Source organism: Dyella halodurans (assembly GCF_026283925.1).
Taxonomy (GTDB): Bacteria; Pseudomonadota; Gammaproteobacteria; order Xanthomonadales; family Rhodanobacteraceae; genus Dyella; species Dyella halodurans.
This window is the reverse complement of sequence record NZ_JAPDPF010000003.1, coordinates 272,294-291,678: the sequence shown is the minus strand read 5'-3', so window position 1 is coordinate 291,678 and position 19,385 is coordinate 272,294. Positions and strand designations below refer to the sequence as shown.

General features: G+C 63.5%; 19 protein-coding genes. 11 read left to right on the top strand and 8 right to left on the bottom strand.

From position 1 onward, the window contains the following. Positions 1 to 17 precede the first annotated feature (17 nt). Together OUZ49_RS08045 and OUZ49_RS08040 are read left to right on the top strand one after the other, a co-directional pair. Positions 18 to 467 (top strand): energy transducer TonB, encoded by a 450-nt coding sequence (locus tag OUZ49_RS08045; RefSeq protein WP_266149815.1) that lies wholly within the window; start codon positions 18 to 20, stop codon positions 465 to 467. A gap of 145 nt (positions 468 to 612) precedes the next feature. Next, on the top strand, positions 613 to 1,620 hold the full coding sequence (locus tag OUZ49_RS08040) for a class I fructose-bisphosphate aldolase (protein WP_266149814.1): 1,008 nt from the start codon (positions 613 to 615) through the stop codon (positions 1,618 to 1,620). 89 nt (positions 1,621 to 1,709) lie between these two features. Here the strand turns inward: OUZ49_RS08040 and OUZ49_RS08035 are convergent, their stop codons facing one another. Beyond that, positions 1,710 to 2,315, bottom strand: a complete 606-nt coding sequence (locus OUZ49_RS08035) for an outer membrane beta-barrel protein (protein WP_266149813.1) — start codon at positions 2,313 to 2,315, stop codon at positions 1,710 to 1,712. Between the two features lie 263 nt (positions 2,316 to 2,578). Between OUZ49_RS08035 and tkt the strand changes: the two genes are divergently transcribed. Further along, positions 2,579 to 4,588 (top strand): transketolase, encoded by a 2,010-nt coding sequence (gene tkt / locus OUZ49_RS08030; protein ID WP_266149812.1) that lies wholly within the window; start codon positions 2,579 to 2,581, stop codon positions 4,586 to 4,588. Between the two features lie 230 nt (positions 4,589 to 4,818). Here tkt and OUZ49_RS08025 read toward each other — a convergent pair whose 3' ends face one another. Continuing rightward, positions 4,819 to 5,451 carry an HAD hydrolase-like protein gene (locus OUZ49_RS08025; protein WP_266149811.1) on the bottom strand — a complete coding sequence of 211 codons (633 nt, stop codon included), beginning with the start codon at positions 5,449 to 5,451 and terminating at the stop codon, positions 4,819 to 4,821. After that, positions 5,451 to 6,629 (bottom strand): phosphoglycerate kinase, encoded by a 1,179-nt coding sequence (locus OUZ49_RS08020; protein WP_266149810.1) that lies wholly within the window; start codon positions 6,627 to 6,629, stop codon positions 5,451 to 5,453. Before OUZ49_RS08020 ends, OUZ49_RS08025 begins: the two co-directional genes overlap by 1 nt. A gap of 146 nt (positions 6,630 to 6,775) precedes the next feature. Here OUZ49_RS08020 and maiA point away from each other — a divergent pair, with 146 nt between their 5' ends. Then, positions 6,776 to 7,441 carry a maleylacetoacetate isomerase gene (gene maiA / locus OUZ49_RS08015; RefSeq protein ID WP_266149809.1) on the top strand — a complete coding sequence of 222 codons (666 nt, stop codon included), beginning with the start codon at positions 6,776 to 6,778 and terminating at the stop codon, positions 7,439 to 7,441. A gap of 159 nt (positions 7,442 to 7,600) precedes the next feature. Here maiA and OUZ49_RS08010 read toward each other — a convergent pair whose 3' ends face one another. Then, positions 7,601 to 8,716 (bottom strand): PilT/PilU family type 4a pilus ATPase, encoded by a 1,116-nt coding sequence (locus OUZ49_RS08010; RefSeq protein WP_266149808.1) that lies wholly within the window; start codon positions 8,714 to 8,716, stop codon positions 7,601 to 7,603. Between the two features lie 84 nt (positions 8,717 to 8,800). On the opposite strand from OUZ49_RS08010, the gene OUZ49_RS08005 reads away from it, so the two are divergent. From OUZ49_RS08005 to OUZ49_RS07980, 6 genes are all read left to right on the top strand, one after another. After that, positions 8,801 to 9,370: a DUF4398 domain-containing protein gene (locus tag OUZ49_RS08005; protein ID WP_266149807.1), complete on the top strand. Its 570-nt coding sequence runs from the start codon at positions 8,801 to 8,803 to the stop codon at positions 9,368 to 9,370. Next, complete coding sequence (locus OUZ49_RS08000) at positions 9,367 to 9,999, top strand: hypothetical protein (protein WP_266149806.1); 633 nt, start codon at positions 9,367 to 9,369, stop codon at positions 9,997 to 9,999. Before OUZ49_RS08005 ends, OUZ49_RS08000 begins: the two co-directional genes overlap by 4 nt. Before the next feature lie 414 nt (positions 10,000 to 10,413). After that, positions 10,414 to 10,641 carry an HP1242/YdcH family protein gene (locus tag OUZ49_RS07995; RefSeq protein WP_266149805.1) on the top strand — a complete coding sequence of 76 codons (228 nt, stop codon included), beginning with the start codon at positions 10,414 to 10,416 and terminating at the stop codon, positions 10,639 to 10,641. A gap of 164 nt (positions 10,642 to 10,805) precedes the next feature. Further along, positions 10,806 to 12,176 carry a pyridoxal-phosphate dependent enzyme gene (locus tag OUZ49_RS07990; protein WP_266149804.1) on the top strand — a complete coding sequence of 457 codons (1,371 nt, stop codon included), beginning with the start codon at positions 10,806 to 10,808 and terminating at the stop codon, positions 12,174 to 12,176. A 137-nt stretch (positions 12,177 to 12,313) separates the two neighbouring features. Next, the gene (gene glmS, locus OUZ49_RS07985) at positions 12,314 to 14,143 is read left to right on the top strand and encodes a glutamine--fructose-6-phosphate transaminase (isomerizing) (RefSeq protein WP_266149803.1); all 1,830 of its coding nucleotides are present in this window, start codon (positions 12,314 to 12,316) and stop codon (positions 14,141 to 14,143) included. 83 nt (positions 14,144 to 14,226) lie between these two features. Next, positions 14,227 to 14,451: an LbetaH domain-containing protein gene (locus OUZ49_RS07980; RefSeq protein WP_266149802.1), complete on the top strand. Its 225-nt coding sequence runs from the start codon at positions 14,227 to 14,229 to the stop codon at positions 14,449 to 14,451. Between the two features lie 169 nt (positions 14,452 to 14,620). Here OUZ49_RS07980 and rfbD read toward each other — a convergent pair whose 3' ends face one another. Genes rfbD through rfbB form a run of 4 tightly spaced genes read right to left on the bottom strand, consistent with a single transcriptional unit; the run spans position 14,621 to position 18,007 of the window. Beyond that, positions 14,621 to 15,529, bottom strand: coding sequence for a dTDP-4-dehydrorhamnose reductase (gene rfbD, locus OUZ49_RS07975; protein ID WP_266149801.1), 909 nt, complete (start codon positions 15,527 to 15,529; stop codon positions 14,621 to 14,623). After that, positions 15,526 to 16,083 carry a dTDP-4-dehydrorhamnose 3,5-epimerase gene (gene rfbC / locus OUZ49_RS07970; protein ID WP_266149800.1) on the bottom strand — a complete coding sequence of 186 codons (558 nt, stop codon included), beginning with the start codon at positions 16,081 to 16,083 and terminating at the stop codon, positions 15,526 to 15,528. Before rfbC ends, rfbD begins: the two co-directional genes overlap by 4 nt. Beyond that, positions 16,080 to 16,967, bottom strand: coding sequence for a glucose-1-phosphate thymidylyltransferase RfbA (gene rfbA, locus OUZ49_RS07965; RefSeq protein ID WP_266149799.1), 888 nt, complete (start codon positions 16,965 to 16,967; stop codon positions 16,080 to 16,082). Before rfbA ends, rfbC begins: the two co-directional genes overlap by 4 nt. Then, a complete protein-coding gene (rfbB, locus tag OUZ49_RS07960; RefSeq protein ID WP_266149798.1) occupies positions 16,964 to 18,007 on the bottom strand; it encodes a dTDP-glucose 4,6-dehydratase in 1,044 nt (347 codons plus the stop codon). The genes rfbA and rfbB overlap by 4 nt, the downstream gene beginning before the upstream one ends. Before the next feature lie 200 nt (positions 18,008 to 18,207). On the opposite strand from rfbB, the gene OUZ49_RS07955 reads away from it, so the two are divergent. Then, entirely contained in the window at positions 18,208 to 19,377 is a 1,170-nt protein-coding gene (locus OUZ49_RS07955) for a trans-sulfuration enzyme family protein (protein WP_266149796.1), read from the top strand. The last annotated feature ends 8 nt before the right edge of the window (positions 19,378 to 19,385 follow it).

Sequence of the window (19,385 nt, the reverse complement as noted above, 5' to 3'; positions counted from 1 at the left end):
CGTCCAGGAGGTTTTTCATGAACACGATGTCACGTCGTTGTGGCCAGGCTTTGTCGCTGGCGCTGGCCATGTTCGGGGCGGCGCCACTGCTGGCGCAGTCGCAGGCGCGCATGGTGGGGCCGGAGCACATCCAGTCGTACTGGATCATGCTCAACACCAAGGTCGATGCCGACATTCCCAACAGTGGCAGCAACATGGACAAGCCAGGTTGCGTGGCGGTGAGCTACCTGATCGGTTCCGATGGCGTGCCGCAGAACGTGACCGTGCGCAAGGTCGTGCCGCCGAGCGGGCTGGATGCGGTGGCCAAGAGCGTGGTGAACAACTTCCGCTACGGCCCGTCGCTGACCAATCGCAATAGCGAGCCGGTTTCCACCTACTTCATCGTGCCGTTCAACCTGCCGGCCGACGAGGCACAGCGCAAGGCGATCGTGGCCGCCTGCAAGCTGCCGGGCTTCGACCAGGCCTGAGGCGGCCGGGCCCGCCACGGCGCCATCCAGGGCCCCTCCGGACCCGGTTTGGGCTTATGACATATAATTGCGGACTTTGAGCCTTGCCGCCCTTGCGGGCGGCCTAACCTTGTGCGGCCCACACCGCCTAGTATCCGGAGTTGTCATGAGCATCGAAGACCTCGAAAGCATCGCCCTGGCGATGGTCGCGCCCGGCAAGGGCATCATCGCCATCGACGAGTCGACCAACACCATCAAGAAGCGTTTCGAGGCCGTCGGCATCGAGAACACCGAAGAGAACCGCCGTGCGTATCGTGAGCTGCTGCTCACCGCGCCGGGCGTTTCCGAGCACATCTCGGGCGCGATCCTGTATGACGAAACCATTCGTCAATCGACCAAGGACGGCGTGCCGTTCACCCAGCTGATGAAGAAGAACGGGATCATCCCGGGCATCAAGGTCGACAAGGGCCCGGTGCCGCTGGCCGGCTTCCCGGGTGACGTGATCACCGAAGGCCTTGATGGCCTGCGTGAGCGCCTGCAGGAATACGTCAAGCTGGGTGCGCAGTTCGCCAAGTGGCGCGCGGTGATCAACATCAGCGAAGACAATCCCAGCTCCACCGCCATCGAGGCGAACTGCCATGCCCTGGCCCGTTACGCCGCGCTGTGCCAGGAAGCCGGCCTGGTGCCGATGGTCGAGCCGGAAGTGATCATGGACGGCGACCACAGCATCGAAGTCAGCTACGAAGTGCACGAAGCCGTGCTGCGCAGCCTGTTCAACGCCCTGTACGAGCAGAACGTGATGCTGGAAGGCACCATCCTGAAGACCAGCATGGTCATCCCTGGCAAGGACTCGGACGAGCAGGTCGAAGTCGAGGAAGTGGCTGAAGCCACCGTGCGCGTGCTCAAGACCACCGTGCCGGCGACCCTGCCGGGCATCGTGTTCCTCTCGGGCGGCCAGACCGACGAGCAGTCGACCGCGCATCTCAATGCCATGAACCGCATGGGCCCGCACCCGTGGCCACTGAGCTTTTCCTACGGCCGCGCCATGCAGCAGGCCGCGCTGAAGCTGTGGGCGAAGGACATGAAGGCCAACTACGCCGACGCGCAGAAGACCGTGGCCGCCCGTGCCAAGGAAAACGGCCTGGCCGCGCTGGGTCAGTGGAACGCCAAGTAAGTCGGCATTCCAAGCCATCGCTGCAAAAAGAACGGGCGCCTCGCGGCGCCCGTTTTTTTGTTGCCCTGTCTTGCCCTGTAATGGGTCGATCAGAAGCGGTATTCCGCGCTGACGCTGTACAGGTTGGTCGGCAGGTGGATGTTCTTGTCGCTCTGGCTGCCGTCGTAGTAGTCCCAGTTCAGGCCCACGCTCCAGTTCTGCGCGATGTTGTAACCAACGCCGGCGCCAGCGTAGTAGCGGGTGCTGTTGAAGTTGACGAACTCCGGGTTGGCACGGTCGTTGGTCAGGCCCTCGCCCTTGGCGAAGAAGGCACCGCCACGCACTTCGCCGTACCAGCTCGGGCTGAAGTTGTAGCGCAGGTTGAGGCCGGCGGTGGCACCCTGCAGCTTGGACTTGTCGTTGCTGCCGGCGAAGTTCTGCGAGTAACTGTTCTGGGCGCTGACACGACCCAGGTAGACGTAGCCCACTTCCGCACCCAGCGAGGTCTCGGGGTTGATCGCGAAACGGTAGCCGCCCTTGATGCCGCCGGCGAATTCACCATTGTCGTAGGGGCCGCGGCTCACATCGGCATAGCCGGCGTTCGCACCGACATACCAACCCTGCTGGGCCGTCGGAGCAGCGTCCTGGGCAAAAGCAGCCGGAATGGCCATCACGCCAGCGGTAGCGAGGGCCAGAGCAAAAAGTGTCTTCTTCATTTGGGGGATTCCTCTTCGTCTTATAAGTTCAGGCCGCGTCGCCGGGGGTTCGGTCATACGCGGCCCGTGCACCCGTCTGTGACGGTGCCGGGGAATTAGATGGGGAGCGTGCTGAAGAGTTTCAATACTTGTTAGTGCAGTATTAAGCTTCAGTTAATCACGAAACTGGCATGGCCGCCGTTCAATTGCCGGGCGACACGCGATGCGAGGATCGGCGACAATACGCGTTTTTAGCTGCCGCCCAGCCCCGGAGAAATCTCTAGATGACTACCCGCCGCGAACTCGCCAATGCCGTGCGCGCTCTCGCCATGGACGCCGTGGAAAAGGCCAACTCCGGCCACCCAGGCATGCCCATGGGCATGGCGGATATCGCCGAAGTGCTGTGGAACGATTTCCTCCAGCACAACCCGACCAATCCGAAGTGGTTCAACCGCGATCGTTTCGTGCTTTCCAATGGCCATGGCTCGATGCTGCAGTACGCGCTGCTGCACCTGACCGGCTATGACCTGCCGATGGACCAGCTCAAGCGCTTCCGTCAGCTGCACTCCAAGACTGCCGGCCACCCGGAAGCCAGCGAAACCCCAGGCGTGGAAACCACCACCGGTCCGCTGGGCCAGGGCCTGGCCAATGCGGTGGGTTTTGCGCTGGCCGAGAAGGTGCTGGCCGCGCACTTCAACCGTCCGGGTCACGAGATCGTCAACCACCACACCTATGTGTTCCTGGGCGATGGCTGTCTGATGGAAGGCATCTCGCACGAGGTCGCTTCGCTGGCCGGCACCTGGAAGCTCAACAAGCTGGTGGCGGTGTATGACGACAACGGCATTTCGATCGACGGCGAAGTCCACGGCTGGTTCACCGACAAGACGCCGGAGCGTTTCGAGGCCTATGGCTGGAACGTGATCCGCGGCGTCGACGGTCATGACGCCACTGCGATTGCCGCGGCGTTGAAGGCGGCGACGAGCCAGAGCGAAAAGCCCACTCTCATTTGCGCCAAAACCATCATTGGTTTTGGTGCGCCGCATAAGCAGGGCAAGGAAGAAAGCCACGGCGCGGCGCTCGGCAAGGACGAAGTTGCAGGTGCCCGCGACGCCCTGGACTGGCGCTATGCGCCGTTCGAGATTCCGGCCGATATCTACGCGGGTTGGGATCACAAGCAGGCTGGCGCCGAGCGCGAGCGGGCCTGGCACGATGCCGTGGCCAAGTACTCGTCGGCGCATCCGGAGCTGGCGGCCGAGTTCACCCGCCGCCTGTCCGGCGAGCTGCCGGTCGATTGGGCGGAGAAGTCGCAGGCCTTCGTCGACAAGCTGCAGGCTGACGGCCCGGAAATCGCCTCGCGCAAGGCCTCGCAGATGAGCATCGAGGCGTTCGCGCCGCTGCTGCCGGAACTGATCGGCGGCTCGGCCGACCTGGCCGGTTCCAACCTGACCAAGTGGAAGGGCAGCCTGGATGCCGGCAACGGCAACAGCAGCGATGGCAAGGGCAACTACGTCTACTACGGCGTGCGCGAGTTCGGCATGAGCGCGATCGCCAACGGCCTGGCGCTGCATGGCGGCTTCATTCCGTACGACGCCACCTTCCTGGTGTTCTCCGACTACGCGCGCAACGCCGTGCGCATGAGCGCGTTGATCCCGGCGCACGCAATCCATGTGTATACGCATGACTCGATCGGCCTGGGCGAAGACGGCCCGACCCATCAGGCGGTGGAGCATTTGGCCTCGCTGCGCTACATCCCGAACAACCAGGTGTGGCGCCCCTGCGATGCGGTGGAATCGGCGATGTCGTGGAAGCTGGCCATCGAGCGCAAGGGCAACCCGGCGTGCCTGGTGTTCTCGCGTCAGAACCTGAAGCACCAGCCACGCAGCGCACAGCAGGTGGCCGACATTGCCCGCGGCGGCTATGTGCTGTCCGATCCGCAGGACACCAAGTTCAAGGCGATCCTGATCGCCACCGGCTCGGAAGTGGGCCTGGCGACGGAAGCGGCCCAGGCGCTGGCCCAGCAGGGCGTGCCGGTGCGCGTGGTGTCGATGCCGTGTACCGAAGTGTTCGATGCACAGCCGCTGGAATACCGCGAAGGCGTGCTGCCGGGCTGGTGCCGCGCCCGCGTGGCGGTGGAGGCGGCGACGTCCGACTTCTGGCGCAAGTATGTGGGCCTGGACGGCGACGTGATCGGCATGACCACGTTCGGCGCTTCCGCCCCGGCACCGCAGCTGTTCGAGCACTTCGGTTTCACCGTGGCCCATGTGGTCGATGCGGTGAAGCGCGTGATCGGCTAAGCCCCGCTCCCTCTCCCCTCCGGGGAGAGGGCTGGGGTGAGCCCCGAAAAGGGGGTAAAGGGCGGGTGCTCGCCTAAACCTCACCATAAAAAAACGCCGCGATCATCGCGGCGTTTTTTTATGCATGGCTTCGCTGTATGTCGGAGCGCACCCTGTGCGCGATCGCAGAGTCTCGCCGTTATCGCTTCGTAGGCTATCGCGCACTGGGTGCGCTCCTACAAAAAAGGATTTCAGGCGACCAGCAGCGTCGCCAGATGCTGCGGATCCTGCGCCACCGCATGGGCGCCGGCTTTTTCCAGTTCCTCGCGACTGCCAAACCCCCACAGCACACCGACACCGCGTATGCGATTGGCGACGGCACCGTCGATGTCGAAGTGGCGATCGCCGATCATCACGGTCTGCTCCGGCGCGGCGCCGAAGTCCGTGAGCGCGGCCGCAATCATGGCCGCCTTCTCGCTATGCGGGCTCGACGGGTCGGGGCCATACAGGCGGCTGAAGGCGCCACCAAACGGCAGGTGTTCGATGATCGGCCGCGCGTGCCGTTCCGGCTTGCTGGTCACCACGGCCAACTGATGGCCGGCGGCTTGCAACTGCCCGATCATCGCCTCGATGCCCGGATATACCGTGTGCTCACGCCAACCGACGGTGTGGAAGCGATCGTGGTAGTGCTCCACCGCCTGTTCGATGCGCTCGTGATCGTGATCGAGCAGCGGCGCGAAGCTATGCCGCAGCGGCGGGCCGATCCAGTGGCGCATTTCGGCCGGGGCGGGCACGCCCAGCTGTGTCAGGGCGTGCCTTACACAGCCGAGGATGCCGAGCTCGGAATCGATCAGCGTGCCATCGAGGTCGAACAGGCAGAGCATCAGTGACCCGCGCGTGCCCGGAGTGCGGCCACGGCCGGCAGTTCCTTGCCTTCGAGGAATTCGAGGAAGGCGCCGCCACCGGTGGAGATGTACGAGACATCCTTCTCGATGCCGTACTTGTCGACGGCGGCCAGCGTGTCACCGCCGCCGGCGATGGAGAACGCCGGCGACGCGGCGATGGCGCGCGCCAGCGTTTCGGTGCCGGCGCTGAAGGCGTCGAATTCGAATACGCCGACCGGGCCGTTCCATACCACGGTGCCGGCCTTGGCGATCATCTCGGCATAGCGGCGTGCCGTCTCGGGCCCGATATCCAGGATCAGCTCGCCGTCCTTCACTTCGTCGACGGGCTTGACCGTGGCCGACGCATGGGCCGAGAACTCCGGGGCCACGACGACGTCCACCGGCACGGGCACATCGGCATTGCGGCGCTTGGCCTCGGCAATCACCTTCTTGGCGGCCGGAATAAGGTCGGGCTCGTACAGCGAATTGCCGACCGACCAGCCCATGGCTGCGATGAAGGTGTTGGCGATGCCGCCACCGACGATCAACTGGTCGACCTTGCCGATGAGGTTTTCCAGCAAGGTGAGCTTGGTGGAGACCTTGGAGCCGGCGACGATGGCCAGCAACGGACGGGCCGGATGCTCCAGCGCCTTGCCCAGCGCGTCGAGCTCGGCCGAGAGCAGGGGGCCGGCGGCGGCGATCGGGGCAAACTTGATCACGCCGTGGGTGGAGGCTTGCGCGCGATGCGCGGTGCCGAAGGCGTCCATGACGAAGATGTCGCACAGGGCGGCGTACTTCTTCGACAGCGTCTCGTCGTCCTTGCCCTCGCCGATGTTCATGCGGCAATTCTCGAGCACCACGACTTCACCATCGGCGACGTCGACGCCGTCGAGGTAGTCGGCGACCAGGCGCACCGGCTTGCCGAGTTTGTCGCCCAACCAGGCGGCGACCGGCGCCAGCGACGATTCGGCGTCGAACTGGCCTTCCTTCGGGCGGCCCAGGTGCGACAGCACCATGACCTTGGCGCCGGCGTCGCGGGCAAGCTTGAGCGTAGGCAGGGCAGCTTCCAGGCGCTGGGTCGAGGTGATCCGGCCGTTCTCGATCGGTACATTCAGATCTTCGCGGATCAGTACGCGCTTGCCGCGCAACTCCAGATCGCTCATGCGGGTGACGGACACGGCGGAACTCCCTTGCTTGGATTCGTGGAAACGGACGCCCGGAGGCGCGAACCGCGTATTGTCCTGTCCGCCCGCCGGCGATGCAAACGACCCGACAGGTATCCTAGGAACTGATTATTTCAGACTGCCCGCATAAGGATACGATCATGACCCCGGACCTGGTCTTGTATGGCTACTGGCGCTCGAGCGCCGCTTATCGCGTTCGTATTGCCTTGAATCTCAAGGGCTTGGCCTACGAGTCGCAGCCGGTGCACCTGGTCCGCGATGGCGGCGAGCAGCATGGCGCGGACTATCGGGCATTGAATCCGCAGGAGCTGGTGCCTTGCCTCGTCGACGGCGGGCAGGTGTTTACCCAGTCGATGGCGATCATCGAATACCTCGACGAAACCCGGCCCACGCCGCCCCTGCTGCCCGCCGACCCGGCCGGCCGCGCCCGCGTGCGGGCCTTGTCCCAGCTGGTGGCCTGCGATGTCCATCCGCTGGGCAACCTGCGCGTGCTGCAGCATCTCGTGACTCAGTTCCATGCCGAGGATGCTGCCAAGGGCGTGTGGTCGCGGCACTGGATCGGGGAGGGCTTCAGGGCGCTGGAAGCGATGCTGGCTGGCAACGTCGCGACCGGCCGCTTCTGCCATGGCGACACACCCAGCATGGCGGATGCCTGCCTGGCACCGCAGGTCTATAACGCCGTGCGCTGGAAACTGCCGTTGGACGACTTCCCGACGATCCAGCGCATCTATGCGGCATGCCAGGCGCTGGAGGCGTTCCAGCAGGCGGCACCGGAAGCGCAGTCAGACGCGCCTGCGGCCAGTTAGGGTGAAGCCCGGGCCGTCATTCCGGCGAAAGCCGGAAACGCTTCACAACAGCGAAGCTGGTCATCCAGTGCCTTGGGCAGGCCCTCGAAGTCATTGGATCCCAGCCTGCGCTGGGATGACGGTTGATTCCACCGTGTTCTGAAAATCCCAGGGAAGCGTTTAGAAGCCCAACCCGTACGGATCGTTGCCGACCAGTTCGGTGCTCTCCGATCCGTTGCCTTCGGACAGGCGGATCTTGAGTCCCAGGCCATCGCGGGAGTCGGCCTTGTTGAGCGCCTCGTCCAACTCGATGCGGCCTTCCTTGTACAGGCGGTAGAGCGACTGGTCGAACGTCTGCATGCCTTCCTGCAGGCTGCGGTCCATCGCTTCCTTGACGTCGTGCACCTGGCCGCGACGGATCATGTCGCGGATCAGCGGCGTATTGAGCAGTACCTCGGTGGCCGGCAGGCGGCGACCGTCCTTGCCCACCACCAGGCGCTGGCTGATCACCGCGCGCAGATTAAGCGCGAGGTTCATCAGCACGTTCTTGTGCGCCGATTCCGGGAAGAAGTTGAGGATGCGTTCCAGCGTCTGGTCGGCATTGTTGGAGTGCAGCGTGGCCAGGCACAGGTGACCGGTTTCGGAGAACGCGATGGCCGCTTCCATGGTGTCGGTATCGCGGATCTCACCGATCATGATCACGTCCGGCGCCTCGCGCATCGCATTGCGCAGGGCCTCGTGATAGCTGTGCGTGTCCAGGCCGACTTCGCGCTGATTCACGATCGAGCGCTTGTGCCGGTGCAGGTACTCGATCGGGTCCTCGATGGTGAGGATGTGGCCCGACGAGTGCTGGTTGCGGTGATCGATCATCGCCGCCAGCGTGGTCGACTTGCCGGAGCCGGTCGCGCCGACCACCAGGATCAACCCACGCGGTTCCATGATCAGTTCGCGGAAGATGCCCGGCAGCTGCAGCTGGTCGACGCTGGGAATCTCGCTCTTGATGGCACGGATCACCATGCCTACTTCGCCGCGCTGCTTGAAGACGTTGATGCGGAAGCGGCCGGCTTCCTTCACCGCCAGCGCCATGTTCAGCTCCAGGTCCCGCTCGAACTGCGGTACCTGGCCCTCGTCCATCAACGAATAGGCGATCTTCTTGACCATGCCGCTGGGCAGGCCGGTATTGCCCAACGGGTACAGCTTGCCCTCGACTTTGATGTTCACAGGGGCGCCCGTCGTCAGGAACATATCCGACGCGCCCTTGTCAACCATTAGCTTGAGGAAGTAACCAATGTCCACTCGAATCCCCTGAATTTCGCGCGCATTGCTAAAGTGGATTATGCCCGCCCACAATACGCTGCGACACTCCGAGAGGAATGAGTGATGGTGCACATCTTTTCCCCGCTGTTCGGGCGCCCTAGGGGTGTTCGCCTGGCGGTTTCGACCCTGACGCTGGCCTTCACGCTGGCGCTTTCCGGCTGTGCCTCGACGCCGCCGCCGGACGGGATCATGAACCAGGCCCAGGTGCAGCTACGGGCTGCCCGTGATGCCGACGCCGCCGATTACGCGCCGGTGGACCTGGGTTTTGCGCAAAACAAGTTCCAGCAGGCCCAGGCTGCGATGGCCAAGGGCAAGTATGACGATGCCGCTACCCTGGCCGATGAAGCCCGTGCGGATGCCGAGCTGGCCCGCGCCAAGGCGCGTCTGGCGGCGGCGCGGGCGCAGATCCAGAGCAAGGGCGAGGCGAACCGCCAGTTGCGCAATCAGATCGACGAGTCGCTGAGCCACGAGCAGCAACAGGACCAAAGCCAGAACCCGGCGCTTCCGGTCCAGCAGCAGACGCCGACGGACATGCCGGCACCTGCAGCATCCTCGCTTGCCGAGCCCATTCCGCAGGGGCAGGGCTTCCAGACCGTACCCCAGTCGACCACGGACCAGGGAGGTCATCCATGAAAACCGTGACCATCCGTTTTTCCGCGCTTTTGCTGGCCTTGGCCGCCGCGGGCGTTGCTCACGCCGGCAAGGACGACATGGACATCGCCCGCTTGACCGGCAGCCTTGACCAGCTTGCCAGTGACCCGGCCCTGGGCGGCTACGCCCAGGCCGAGCAGGCGCGTGCGCGCGACGCCATCAACCAGCTGGCGCAGGCCCGCTCCCGCGACCGTGCCCATGCGCTCTACCTGGCCGAACGCCGCGTTGACCTGGCCCGCGCCACGGCACAGCTGCAGGACGCGCAGCTGAAGATCAATCAGCTCGACCGCGAGCATGACCAGATCCTGCTCGATGGCAGCCGCCGCGAGGCCGATCAGGCCCGTCGCGAGCTGGATCGTCAGCGCCTGCAGTACCAGATGGCGCAGGAAGAGGCCGCACGCCAGCAGGCCGAGGGCGCCGAAGCCACCGCCCAGGCGCAGGCCGAGGCGCTGCAGGCCAAGAAGCTCGCCGCCGCGCAGGCCAAGGCGGCCAGCGCCGCCAAGAAGCAGGCCGACCTGGCGGCCCAGGCGGCGCGCGCGATGCGTGCGCAGATGCAGGGCGACAGTTCCTCTTCTGACGACAGCAGCACCAAGAAAGACCAGGGCAAGTAACAGCAAGGCCCTGGAGGCGAGCTCGTGCGAAGGCCGACAGTTGATCCTGTCGGCCTTCTTACTTTTGGTCGGTAGGGCAAGGCGAAGCCGCTTGCTGCGACGTTTCGTTCAAGATCCGAAAAGTCTTTGTTGGATTCGTGCAAAAGGCTGTTCTTTCAGCTTTTTTTACGAAAATTGGACTGGCGATCTAGTCCCTCTGTGACGCTTGCATGACCCTGATCCGGGGAGTAGGGTCGAGTTCCCAGGGCGCACTTCGCCCCCTGGGTCATTGACCGGAATCATGCATCTACCTTTCCCCAACATCGAAGTCCATGGCCCGCATAACCGGCATGGATGGCGAGCGTGTGCATGTCGTTCAGCGTCTGAGGGCGCCCCCGCGGGTGGCCCGTCGTTCTCTCCAGAGGAGGTCGAATCATGTTTGAAAACCAGCAGCGTGATGATGTCGAAGCCTTGATGAAGGCCGACGCGGAGTTTCGTCGGCTCTACCAACATCACCAAGAGCTCGACAGCAAGGTGCACGACGCCGAGATTGGCGTGCTTCCCATCGATGACATGACGTTATCGGGCATGAAGAAGGAGAAACTCCACGCGAAGGAGCGGCTCCAGCGCATGTGGGACAATCACGCGCACCGCATCAACTGAATCTGCGAGTTTTCGCATGAAGGCGGCCCCGGTACCTCCCGCAAGGGAACGGTTTCCGGGGCCGCTCCGTTTGTGGCATGGGGGAGGGGGTGCCGCGGCTCGGTTATCATCAGGGCCCCTTCTGGTCGTGATGACGCGGCCGGTGCTTTCTGCAAGGAGTCCCCATGACGGTCCACCAGAGTGTCCTCGAACTGATCGGACGTACCCCGATGGTACGCGCGCAGCGCCTGGACGTCGGACCGTGTGAGCTGTTCCTCAAGCTGGAAAGCACCAATCCCGGCGGTTCGATCAAGGATCGCATTGGTCTCTCGATGATCGAGGGGGCCGAGCGCGCCGGCAAGATTCGTCCCGGCGACACCCTGGTCGAGGGTACCGCCGGCAATACCGGCCTGGGCCTGGCCCTGGTGGCGCAGCAGAAGGGCTACCGCCTGATCCTGGTGGTGCCCGACAAGATGAGCCGCGAGAAGATCTTCAACCTCAAGGCGATGGGCGCCGAGGTGGTGCTCACCCGTTCGGACGTCGCCAAGGGGCATCCGGAGTACTACCAGGACATGGCCGAGCGCATCGCGCGGGAGACCCCGGGGGCGTACTTCATCAACCAGTTCGGCAACATGGACAACCCGGCCGCGCATATCGCCACCACCGGCCCCGAGATCCTCGAGCAGCTGGACGGGCAGGTCGATGCCATCGTGGTCGGTTGCGGCTCCTCGGGCACGCTCAGTGGCCTGTCGAAGTTCTTCGCCGAGCATTCGCCAAACACCGAGTTCGTGCTGGCCGATCCGGTCGGTTCGATCCTTGCGGAATACATCAACGAAGGCACCCTGTCGGCCAAGTCCGGCAGCTGGATGGTGGAAGGCATCGGCGAGGATTTCCTGCCCAGCATCAGCGACTTCACCCGGGTGGCGAAGGCCTATGCGATTCCCGACAAGGAAAGCTTCCTGGTGGCGCGCGAACTGCTGGCAAAGGAGGGCATCCTCGGCGGCTCCTCCACCGGCACCCTGCTGGCGGCGGCGCTGCGCTACTGCCGCGAGCAGACCGCGCCGAAGCGCGTGGTGACCCTGGTCTGCGACACCGGCAACAAGTATCTGTCGAAGATGTACAACGATTACTGGATGCTCGACAACGGCTTCATCGAACGCGAGCAGTATGGTGATCTACGCGATCTGCTGCTGCGCCCGTTCGCGCAGCGCGACACCGTGGTGATCGGCCAGAACGAGCTGCTGATGACTGCGTATACGCGCATGAAGCTGTACGACGTCTCCCAGCTGCCCGTGATGGACGGCGATCGCCTGGTCGGCATCCTGGACGAGTCCGATGTGCTGATGCACGTGCATTCGGACGAGACCCGCTTCCGCGACGTGGTGTCGACCGCGATGACCAGCAACCTGGAGATGCTCGACGTGCGCTCGCCGATCGAGGCGCTGCTGCCGGTGTTCGATCGCGGCCACGTGGCCATCGTGGTGGATGGCGAGCGGTTCCTGGGCCTGATCACGCGGATTGATCTGCTGAATTATCTACGCCGCAAGGTGCATTGAATGGCGGCCTGGGGCGCGTCCAGGATGAATCTTCCCAACGCCCGCCAGTTGCCATGAAAGTTTGTTGAAATCGCGTGCGTGGAAAGTCGCCGTTCGCGGCCGCCTGGATCGCACCTGTTTCGAAGGAGTAACACCCGATGTGTGGAATCGTTGCCGCTGCCGCCCAGCGTGATGTGGCGCCGTTGTTGATCGCCGGCCTGAAGGCGCTGGAATACCGCGGATACGACTCGGCCGGCCTGGCCGTGCTGGATCGCGGCGAGATTCACCGCGTGCGTGCCAAGGGCAAGGTGCGCGAGATGGAATCGCTGTATCTGGCCGAGCCCTTCCCCGGTGGCACCGGCATCGCGCACACCCGCTGGGCCACCCACGGCGTGCCGAATGAAGCGAACGCGCATCCGCACATGGCCGGCAGCGTGGCGCTGGTTCACAACGGCATCATCGAGAACTACGCCAGCCTGCGTGCCGATCTGCAGGCACGCGGTCATGTGTTTACCTCGGAGACCGATACCGAGGTGATGGCCGCCCTGATCAACGAACACGTCGAGTCGGGCTTGAGCCTGCGCGACGCGGTGATGGCGACCGTGCGCGAGCTCGAGGGCGCTTATGCGATTGCGGTCATCAGTCGCAAGGAACCTGGCCGCGTCATCGGTGCACGCCATGGCGCACCGCTGCTGATTGGCGTAGGCATTGGCGAGCATTTCCTGGGCTCGGATGCGCAGGCGCTGATCCAGGTCACCAACAAGATCATCTATCTCGACGAGGACGACGTTGCCGAGATCACGCGCGATGGCGTGGCGATCTTCGGTCTGGACGGTCAGCGCGTCGAGCGCTCGATGCACGAAAGCGAGTTGTCGGCAGATGCAGTGGAACGTGGCGAGTATCGCCACTACATGCAGAAGGAGATCTTCGAGCAGCCCCATGCCGTGGCCGCCACGCTCGAGGCGCGCATCGGCCCGCATGGCGTCCTGCCCAATATCTTCGGTGTGGACGGCGATGAGCTGCTGTCGCGCGTGCGCGGCCTGCACATCATTGCCTGCGGCACCAGCTACCACGCGGGCATGGTCGCCAAGTACTGGATCGAGGAGTATGCGCGCCTGCCGGTGAGTGTCGAGGTGGCGAGCGAGTATCGCTATCGCGAAGCCGTGGTGCCCGACGGCACGTTGTTCGTGGCCATCTCGCAGTCGGGTGAAACGGCGGACACGCTGGCGGCCATGCGCGAGTCTCGCCGCCGCGGCTACCTCGGCACCTTGGCCATCTGCAATGTGCCCGAGTCGTCGGTGGTGCGCGAGGCCGATCTCAAGCTGATGACGCGCGCAGGTCCGGAAATCGGCGTGGCGTCGACCAAGGCGTTCACCACGCAGTTGGCGGCGCTGGCCCTGCTCACCCTGCATCTGGCGCAACAGCGAGGACTGGATCGCGCGCGCTATGTGGATCTGTGCACGCAGCTGCAGCACCTGCCGCGCGCGCTTGAAGACGCACTCAAGCTGGAGCCGGAGATCATCGAGCTCTCCGCCCATCTGATCCATCGCCAGCACGCGTTGTTCCTCGGGCGCGGTGCGCAGTATCCGGTGGCATTGGAAGGCTCGCTCAAGCTCAAGGAAATCTCCTATATCCACGCCGAGGCTTATCCCGCTGGCGAACTCAAGCACGGTCCGTTGGCCCTGGTCGACGAAGACATGCCGGTGATTGCCGTGGCACCCAGCGGCCCGTTGCTGGACAAACTGAAGTCCAACCTGCAGGAAGTGCGTGCGCGTGGCGGTGAATTGCTGGTGTTCGCCGATGGCGAAGCCAGCCTCGAAGGCAACCATGCCCGAGGCGTCACCTTGCGCATCAACGGTGGCGGCGACTTCATCGCCCCGGCCGTGTTCACCGTGCCGCTGCAGCTGCTCGCCTATCACGTGGCCGTGCTGCGCGGCACCGACGTCGATCAGCCGCGCAACCTGGCGAAATCGGTGACGGTCGAATGATGGGCGACGCGCTGTTCATGCACGTGATGTCCAAGGTGTAACCATCGACAATCGGTGAGCGGACCTGGGCCTGGTAGTTCGTCGTGGTCCTGCCCTTTGCGATGATCGGTGAAGACTGCAGTATTCGCTCGGACTATTTCGTCGAGAGCGATGTCGTTGTCGGCGACCGTGTCACGGTTAAGAGCGGCGTGCAGCTCTGGGAAGAACCGTATGTCGACGACGTTCTCATCGCGGCGGACGACACGTTGGCCAATGACCGCTGTCCTCAGTCGCGGGTAAGTAAGGGAAGTTTCCGCAAGCGATGGTGAGGCGCGGGGCTTCGATTGGGGCACGATCCGACGGGTCTGGAATTCGATGCCAATGCCGCGATGGGTTTCGGTGGGCTTGTCACCCGTGATGTTTCTGGGGGAGCCATCGCCTTGGGTTCGCCCACTTGAGTGCTCGGCTCCCCGGGTTCGGTCTCGTCGCCTTGACGGCTCAGCGCTCGTATTCGCTCGCGATGACGCGCGCAAGGTCGGACCGCCACTCCGGAGCGATGACTCCCAGCACGTCTTCCAGCTTGTGGATGTCGAGCACTGAATATGCCGGTCGGGCAGCGGGTGTGGGGTAGTCGGCGCTAGGAATCGGGATGACGGTAGGCGCCTGGGCAAGAACGCCGAGGGAATGTGCTTCGGCGAAAATGGCCTGCGCAAAGCGGAACCAGGTGGTTTCCCCCTTGGCTGTGAGGTGATAAACGCCGTTGAGATTGTTGCGCGTATGAAAGTCCGTTGCCCAGCGAGTGACGATTCCAGCGGTTGCCCTGGCGACAAAGCCGGCGCTAGTCGGCGTGCCGCGCTGATCGTCGACGACGCGTAGAAGGGGACGTTCTCCTGCCAGCTGGAGCATGGTCGTAAGGAAGTTTCGTCCACGCAGACTGTAGACCCAGGCCGTGCGAAGGATCAGATAATCCGCCCCGCTTGCGGCAAGCGCATCCTCGCCCATGAGCTTAGTCTGTCCGTAAACGCCAAGCGGACCTGTGCCGTCACTTTCGAGATAGGGGCGGTGACTACGACCGTCGAAGACGTAATCGGTGGAGAAGTGGATCACGCCGCCGTGCCAGGCCGCGACGGTGTCCCCAATGATGCGAGGGACGTCCGCATTAAGGGCGATGGCTGCGTCGCGCTCCCGTTCAGCGAGATCTACAGCGGTGTAGGCTGCCGCATTGACGACGAGGTCGGGACGCTGCCTGAGCAGCAGATCGCGCAGGTCTCCAGGCCTGGTGAGGTCGCAGGCCAGGGCGCCGTCGAAACCGCATCGCGAGGATGCGACAACCGTACCCGCGGACGACAAGGTATGGCGCAGGTAGCTGCCGACCTGTCCGTTCGCACCGAGCAGGAGGATCTTCACGGTATGTAGTCTGGCAGCCGCGCTCGGGGTATGTCCTCGAAGAATGGCGCGATGCTGTCCTTGGCAGAGAGTTCCGGATCGAATACGGGCCAGTCGATCGCGAAGCGTGCGTCGTTCCATCGGATTGCAGCGTCGGCATCGCGGTCGTACAAGGTCGTGCACTGATACGAGAGCGTGGCGTATTCCGACACCACGCAGAATCCATGGGCGAAACCGGGCGCGATCCAGAGATGTCGCTTGTTTTCGGCCGAAAGTGCGATGCTTATCGACTTTCCAAACGTGGATGAGTCGGGCCGGATGTCGACTGCAACGTCGTACACTTCGCCCTCAAGTACGCTGACCAGCTTGCCCTGGGGATTCGGCCACTGGTAATGGAGTCCGCGGATTACTCCCCGCTTCGACCTCGAGACGTTTGTCTGCACGAAACCGACGTCGATGCCGTTGGCGGCAAACCGCGCGTGGTTGAAGCTTTCGTAGAAGTACCCCCGTTCGTCACCAAATACCGTCGGCTCGATGATCACGACACCCGGGATGTCGGTGGCAATGCATTTCACTGCGGTCCGTCCTGTTCGGCAAGGCGCAAAAGATACTGTCCGTATCCCACTTTGGACAGTGGCGCCGCGAGGCGGACCAATGCCTCCCGACTGATCCAGCCATTCACGAAAGCGATCTCCTCGGGGCAGCAGATTTTCAGGCCCTGTCGATTTTCGATGGTCTGGATGTAGTTGCCGGCTTCCATCAGCGATTCGTGCGTGCCCGTGTCCAACCATGCGTGCCCGCGACCGAGCTGCTCAAGATGTAGCTGCGATTGCTGCAGGTAACGCCGGTTCAGGTCGGTGATCTCGAGCTCCCCGCGAACCGACGGCCGGAGTTCGGCGGCGTATGCCGGCGCGTGCTCGTCGTAGAAGTACAGGCCGGTGACCGCGTAGTTTGATTTCGGGCGCGCAGGCTTCTCTTCAATACCTTGAACCTTGCCGTCCGGACCTATCGTGGCGACGCCGTATCTTTTGGGGTCGCGCACCCAATAGCCGAAGATTGTGGCGCCGTCGGGGCGTTCGTCGGCCCGATGCATACGATCGATCAGGCCGTCGCCGTAGAAGATGTTGTCGCCCAGGACCAAGCAACTGGGTGCGCCATCGAGGAACTCCCTTCCGATGAGGAAGGCTTGAGCGAGGCCATCGGGCGACGGCTGCGCTGCATAACGGATCGAAATGCCCCATTGCGAGCCGTCGCCCAGCAGCCGCTGGAACATGGGCTGCTCATGAGGGGTATTGATGACCAATATTTCGCGAATACCCGCAAGCATCAGCGTGCCCAGCGGGTAATAGATCATCGGCTTGTCGTAGACGGGCAGCAGTTGCTTGCTGACGCCTTGGGTGATCGGATAAAGCCTGGTCCCGGAGCCTCCGGCGAGAATGATGCCTTTGCGTGATTTCATTGTCCGAGTCGTTCCAAGCGATAGCTGCCATCGAGTATCCCTGCCACCCAGGGCTGGTTTGCAAGGTACCAGTCGACGGTATGTGCCAGCCCCGAGGCAAAATCGTTGCGTGGCGTCCAGCCGATGTCGCGCCTGATCTTGCTTGCATCAATCGCGTACCGGCGGTCGTGGCCCGGGCGGTCGCGTACGAAGCGGATCTGCAATTCACGGGGACGGTCGGTCGGCACGCGCTGGTCCAACAAAACGCAAAGGGACCGGACGACATCGAGGTTGGTTTGTTCGCTGTCGCCGCCAATGTTGTACGTCTGCCCCGGAAGGCCACGCTCCAATACCGCCGAGATGGCCTCGCAGTGGTCTTGCACGAAGAGCCAATCTCGCACGTTCATGCCGTCGCCATAAACCGGAAGCTCTTCGCCAGCCAATGCCTTCTGGATCATGAGGGGGATGAGCTTTTCGGGAAACTGGAAGGGGCCGTAGTTATTGGAGCAATTGGTGGTCAGGGTCGGCAAGCCATAGGTGTGTTGAAAGGCGCGGACGAGATGGTCAGACGCCGCTTTCGAGGCGGCATAGGGGGAGTTGGGCGCGAACGGCGTGATTTCGGTGAAACGGCCCTCGGGTCCCAGCGATCCAAAGACCTCATCGGTAGAAACATGCAGGAAGCGGAACGCGCGAGCGTCTGCTTCCGGCAGGTCCAGCCAATGGTCGCGAGTCGCCTCCAGCAGGGTGAGCGTCGCCGCCACGTTGGTCTGGATGAAGGCGGCCGGCCCGTCGATGGAGCGGTCGACATGCGATTCGGCGGCGAAATTCACGACGGCATCCGGTCGGTGTTCCGCCAGCAGGCTCGAAACGAGCGTCGCGTCGCCGATGTCTCCCCGCACGAAACGATGGCCGGGGTGGTCGCGGAGCGTTTCCAGGGTGGACAGGTTGCCGGCGTAGGTGAGTTTGTCCAGGTTGATTACCCGGTGGCCGTCCGCCACCGCACGATGAACGAAGTTTCCGCCGATGAAGCCGGCTCCGCCGGTAACCAGAAAGATGGACATGAACGACCTTGGTAGGGCCCGGAATGGCGTCCCTCGGGCAGTGGCCGGATTATGGTCGATCTGTCCTTTTTCGTCGCCTGCATCATCGACGGATGAATGCGGCTTCAGACTGTGCAGCCGAGAGAACGCCAAGACGGTAATATGGCACGCTTTAGCGTGGCGCATGGCGCGCTCGCGAAATAATTATTTCAGGTAGATCAATGGCTTCCAGAAAAAAGTCGCCCATGCTAGGACTCGGCACGCGAGCAATTCATGCCGGCCAGCAACCGGATCCGTCGACGGGCGCGATCATGACGCCGATCTACGCCACGTCAACTTACGTCCAATCGAGCCCCGGAAAGCACCAGGGCTACGAGTATTCGCGGACGCAGAATCCGACCCGCATGGCCTACGAGCGGTGCGTTGCCGACCTGGAGGGGGGAGCGGCTGGATTCGCCTTCGGCTCCGGCCTCGCTGGTGCCTCCACGGTGCTCGACCTGCTCGACTCCGGTAGCCATGTGATCGCCATGGACGACCTCTACGGAGGTACTTACCGCCTGTTCGAGCGCGTTCGTCGCCGTTCCGCAGGGCTGGATTTCACCTTCGTCGACCTCAACGACACCGCGGCCCTGCGGGCCGCCCTGAAGCCGAACACGCGGATGATCTGGGCGGAGACGCCGACCAATCCGATGCTCAAACTGGTCGACTTGGCGAAGCTATCCGCATTCGCAAAAAAGCACGGCCTGATCCTGGTGGTCGACAACACCTTTTGCTCACCGATGCTCCAGCGCCCGATCGAATATGGGGCGGATCTGGTCCTGCATTCGGCCACCAAATACCTCAACGGTCATTCCGACATGGTTGGCGGCATCGTCGTCGCAGCCAATGATGAGATGGCCGAGCGCATGGGTTTCCTGCAGAACTCCATCGGAGCCGTCGCTGGTCCCTTCGACGCGTTCCTGGCAATGCGTGGCCTGAAGACGCTGCATCTGCGCATGAAGGCGCATTGCGAATCGGCCCTCGACATCGCTCGTTGGCTGGAAAAGCACCCCGCGATCGAGCGGGTGATTTACCCGGGCCTGAAATCGCATCCCCAGCACGCGCTGGCGCGCCGCCAGATGGACGGTTTCGGCGGCATCATTTCCGCCGAGGTGAAGGGCGGCGTCCGCGCCGCGCGCAAGATGCTGGAACGCTGCGAGATCTTCGCGCTTGCCGAGTCACTCGGTGGCGTCGAGAGCCTGATCGAGCATCCCGGCATCATGACCCATGCGTCGATTCCTCCGGCAACGCGCAAGCGGCTCGGCATCAGCGATGGGCTGATCCGGTTGTCGGTCGGGGTGGAGGACGTCGAGGACCTTCGTGCCGAGCTTGCAAGGGCTTTGGTGCGCTGATCTGCGCC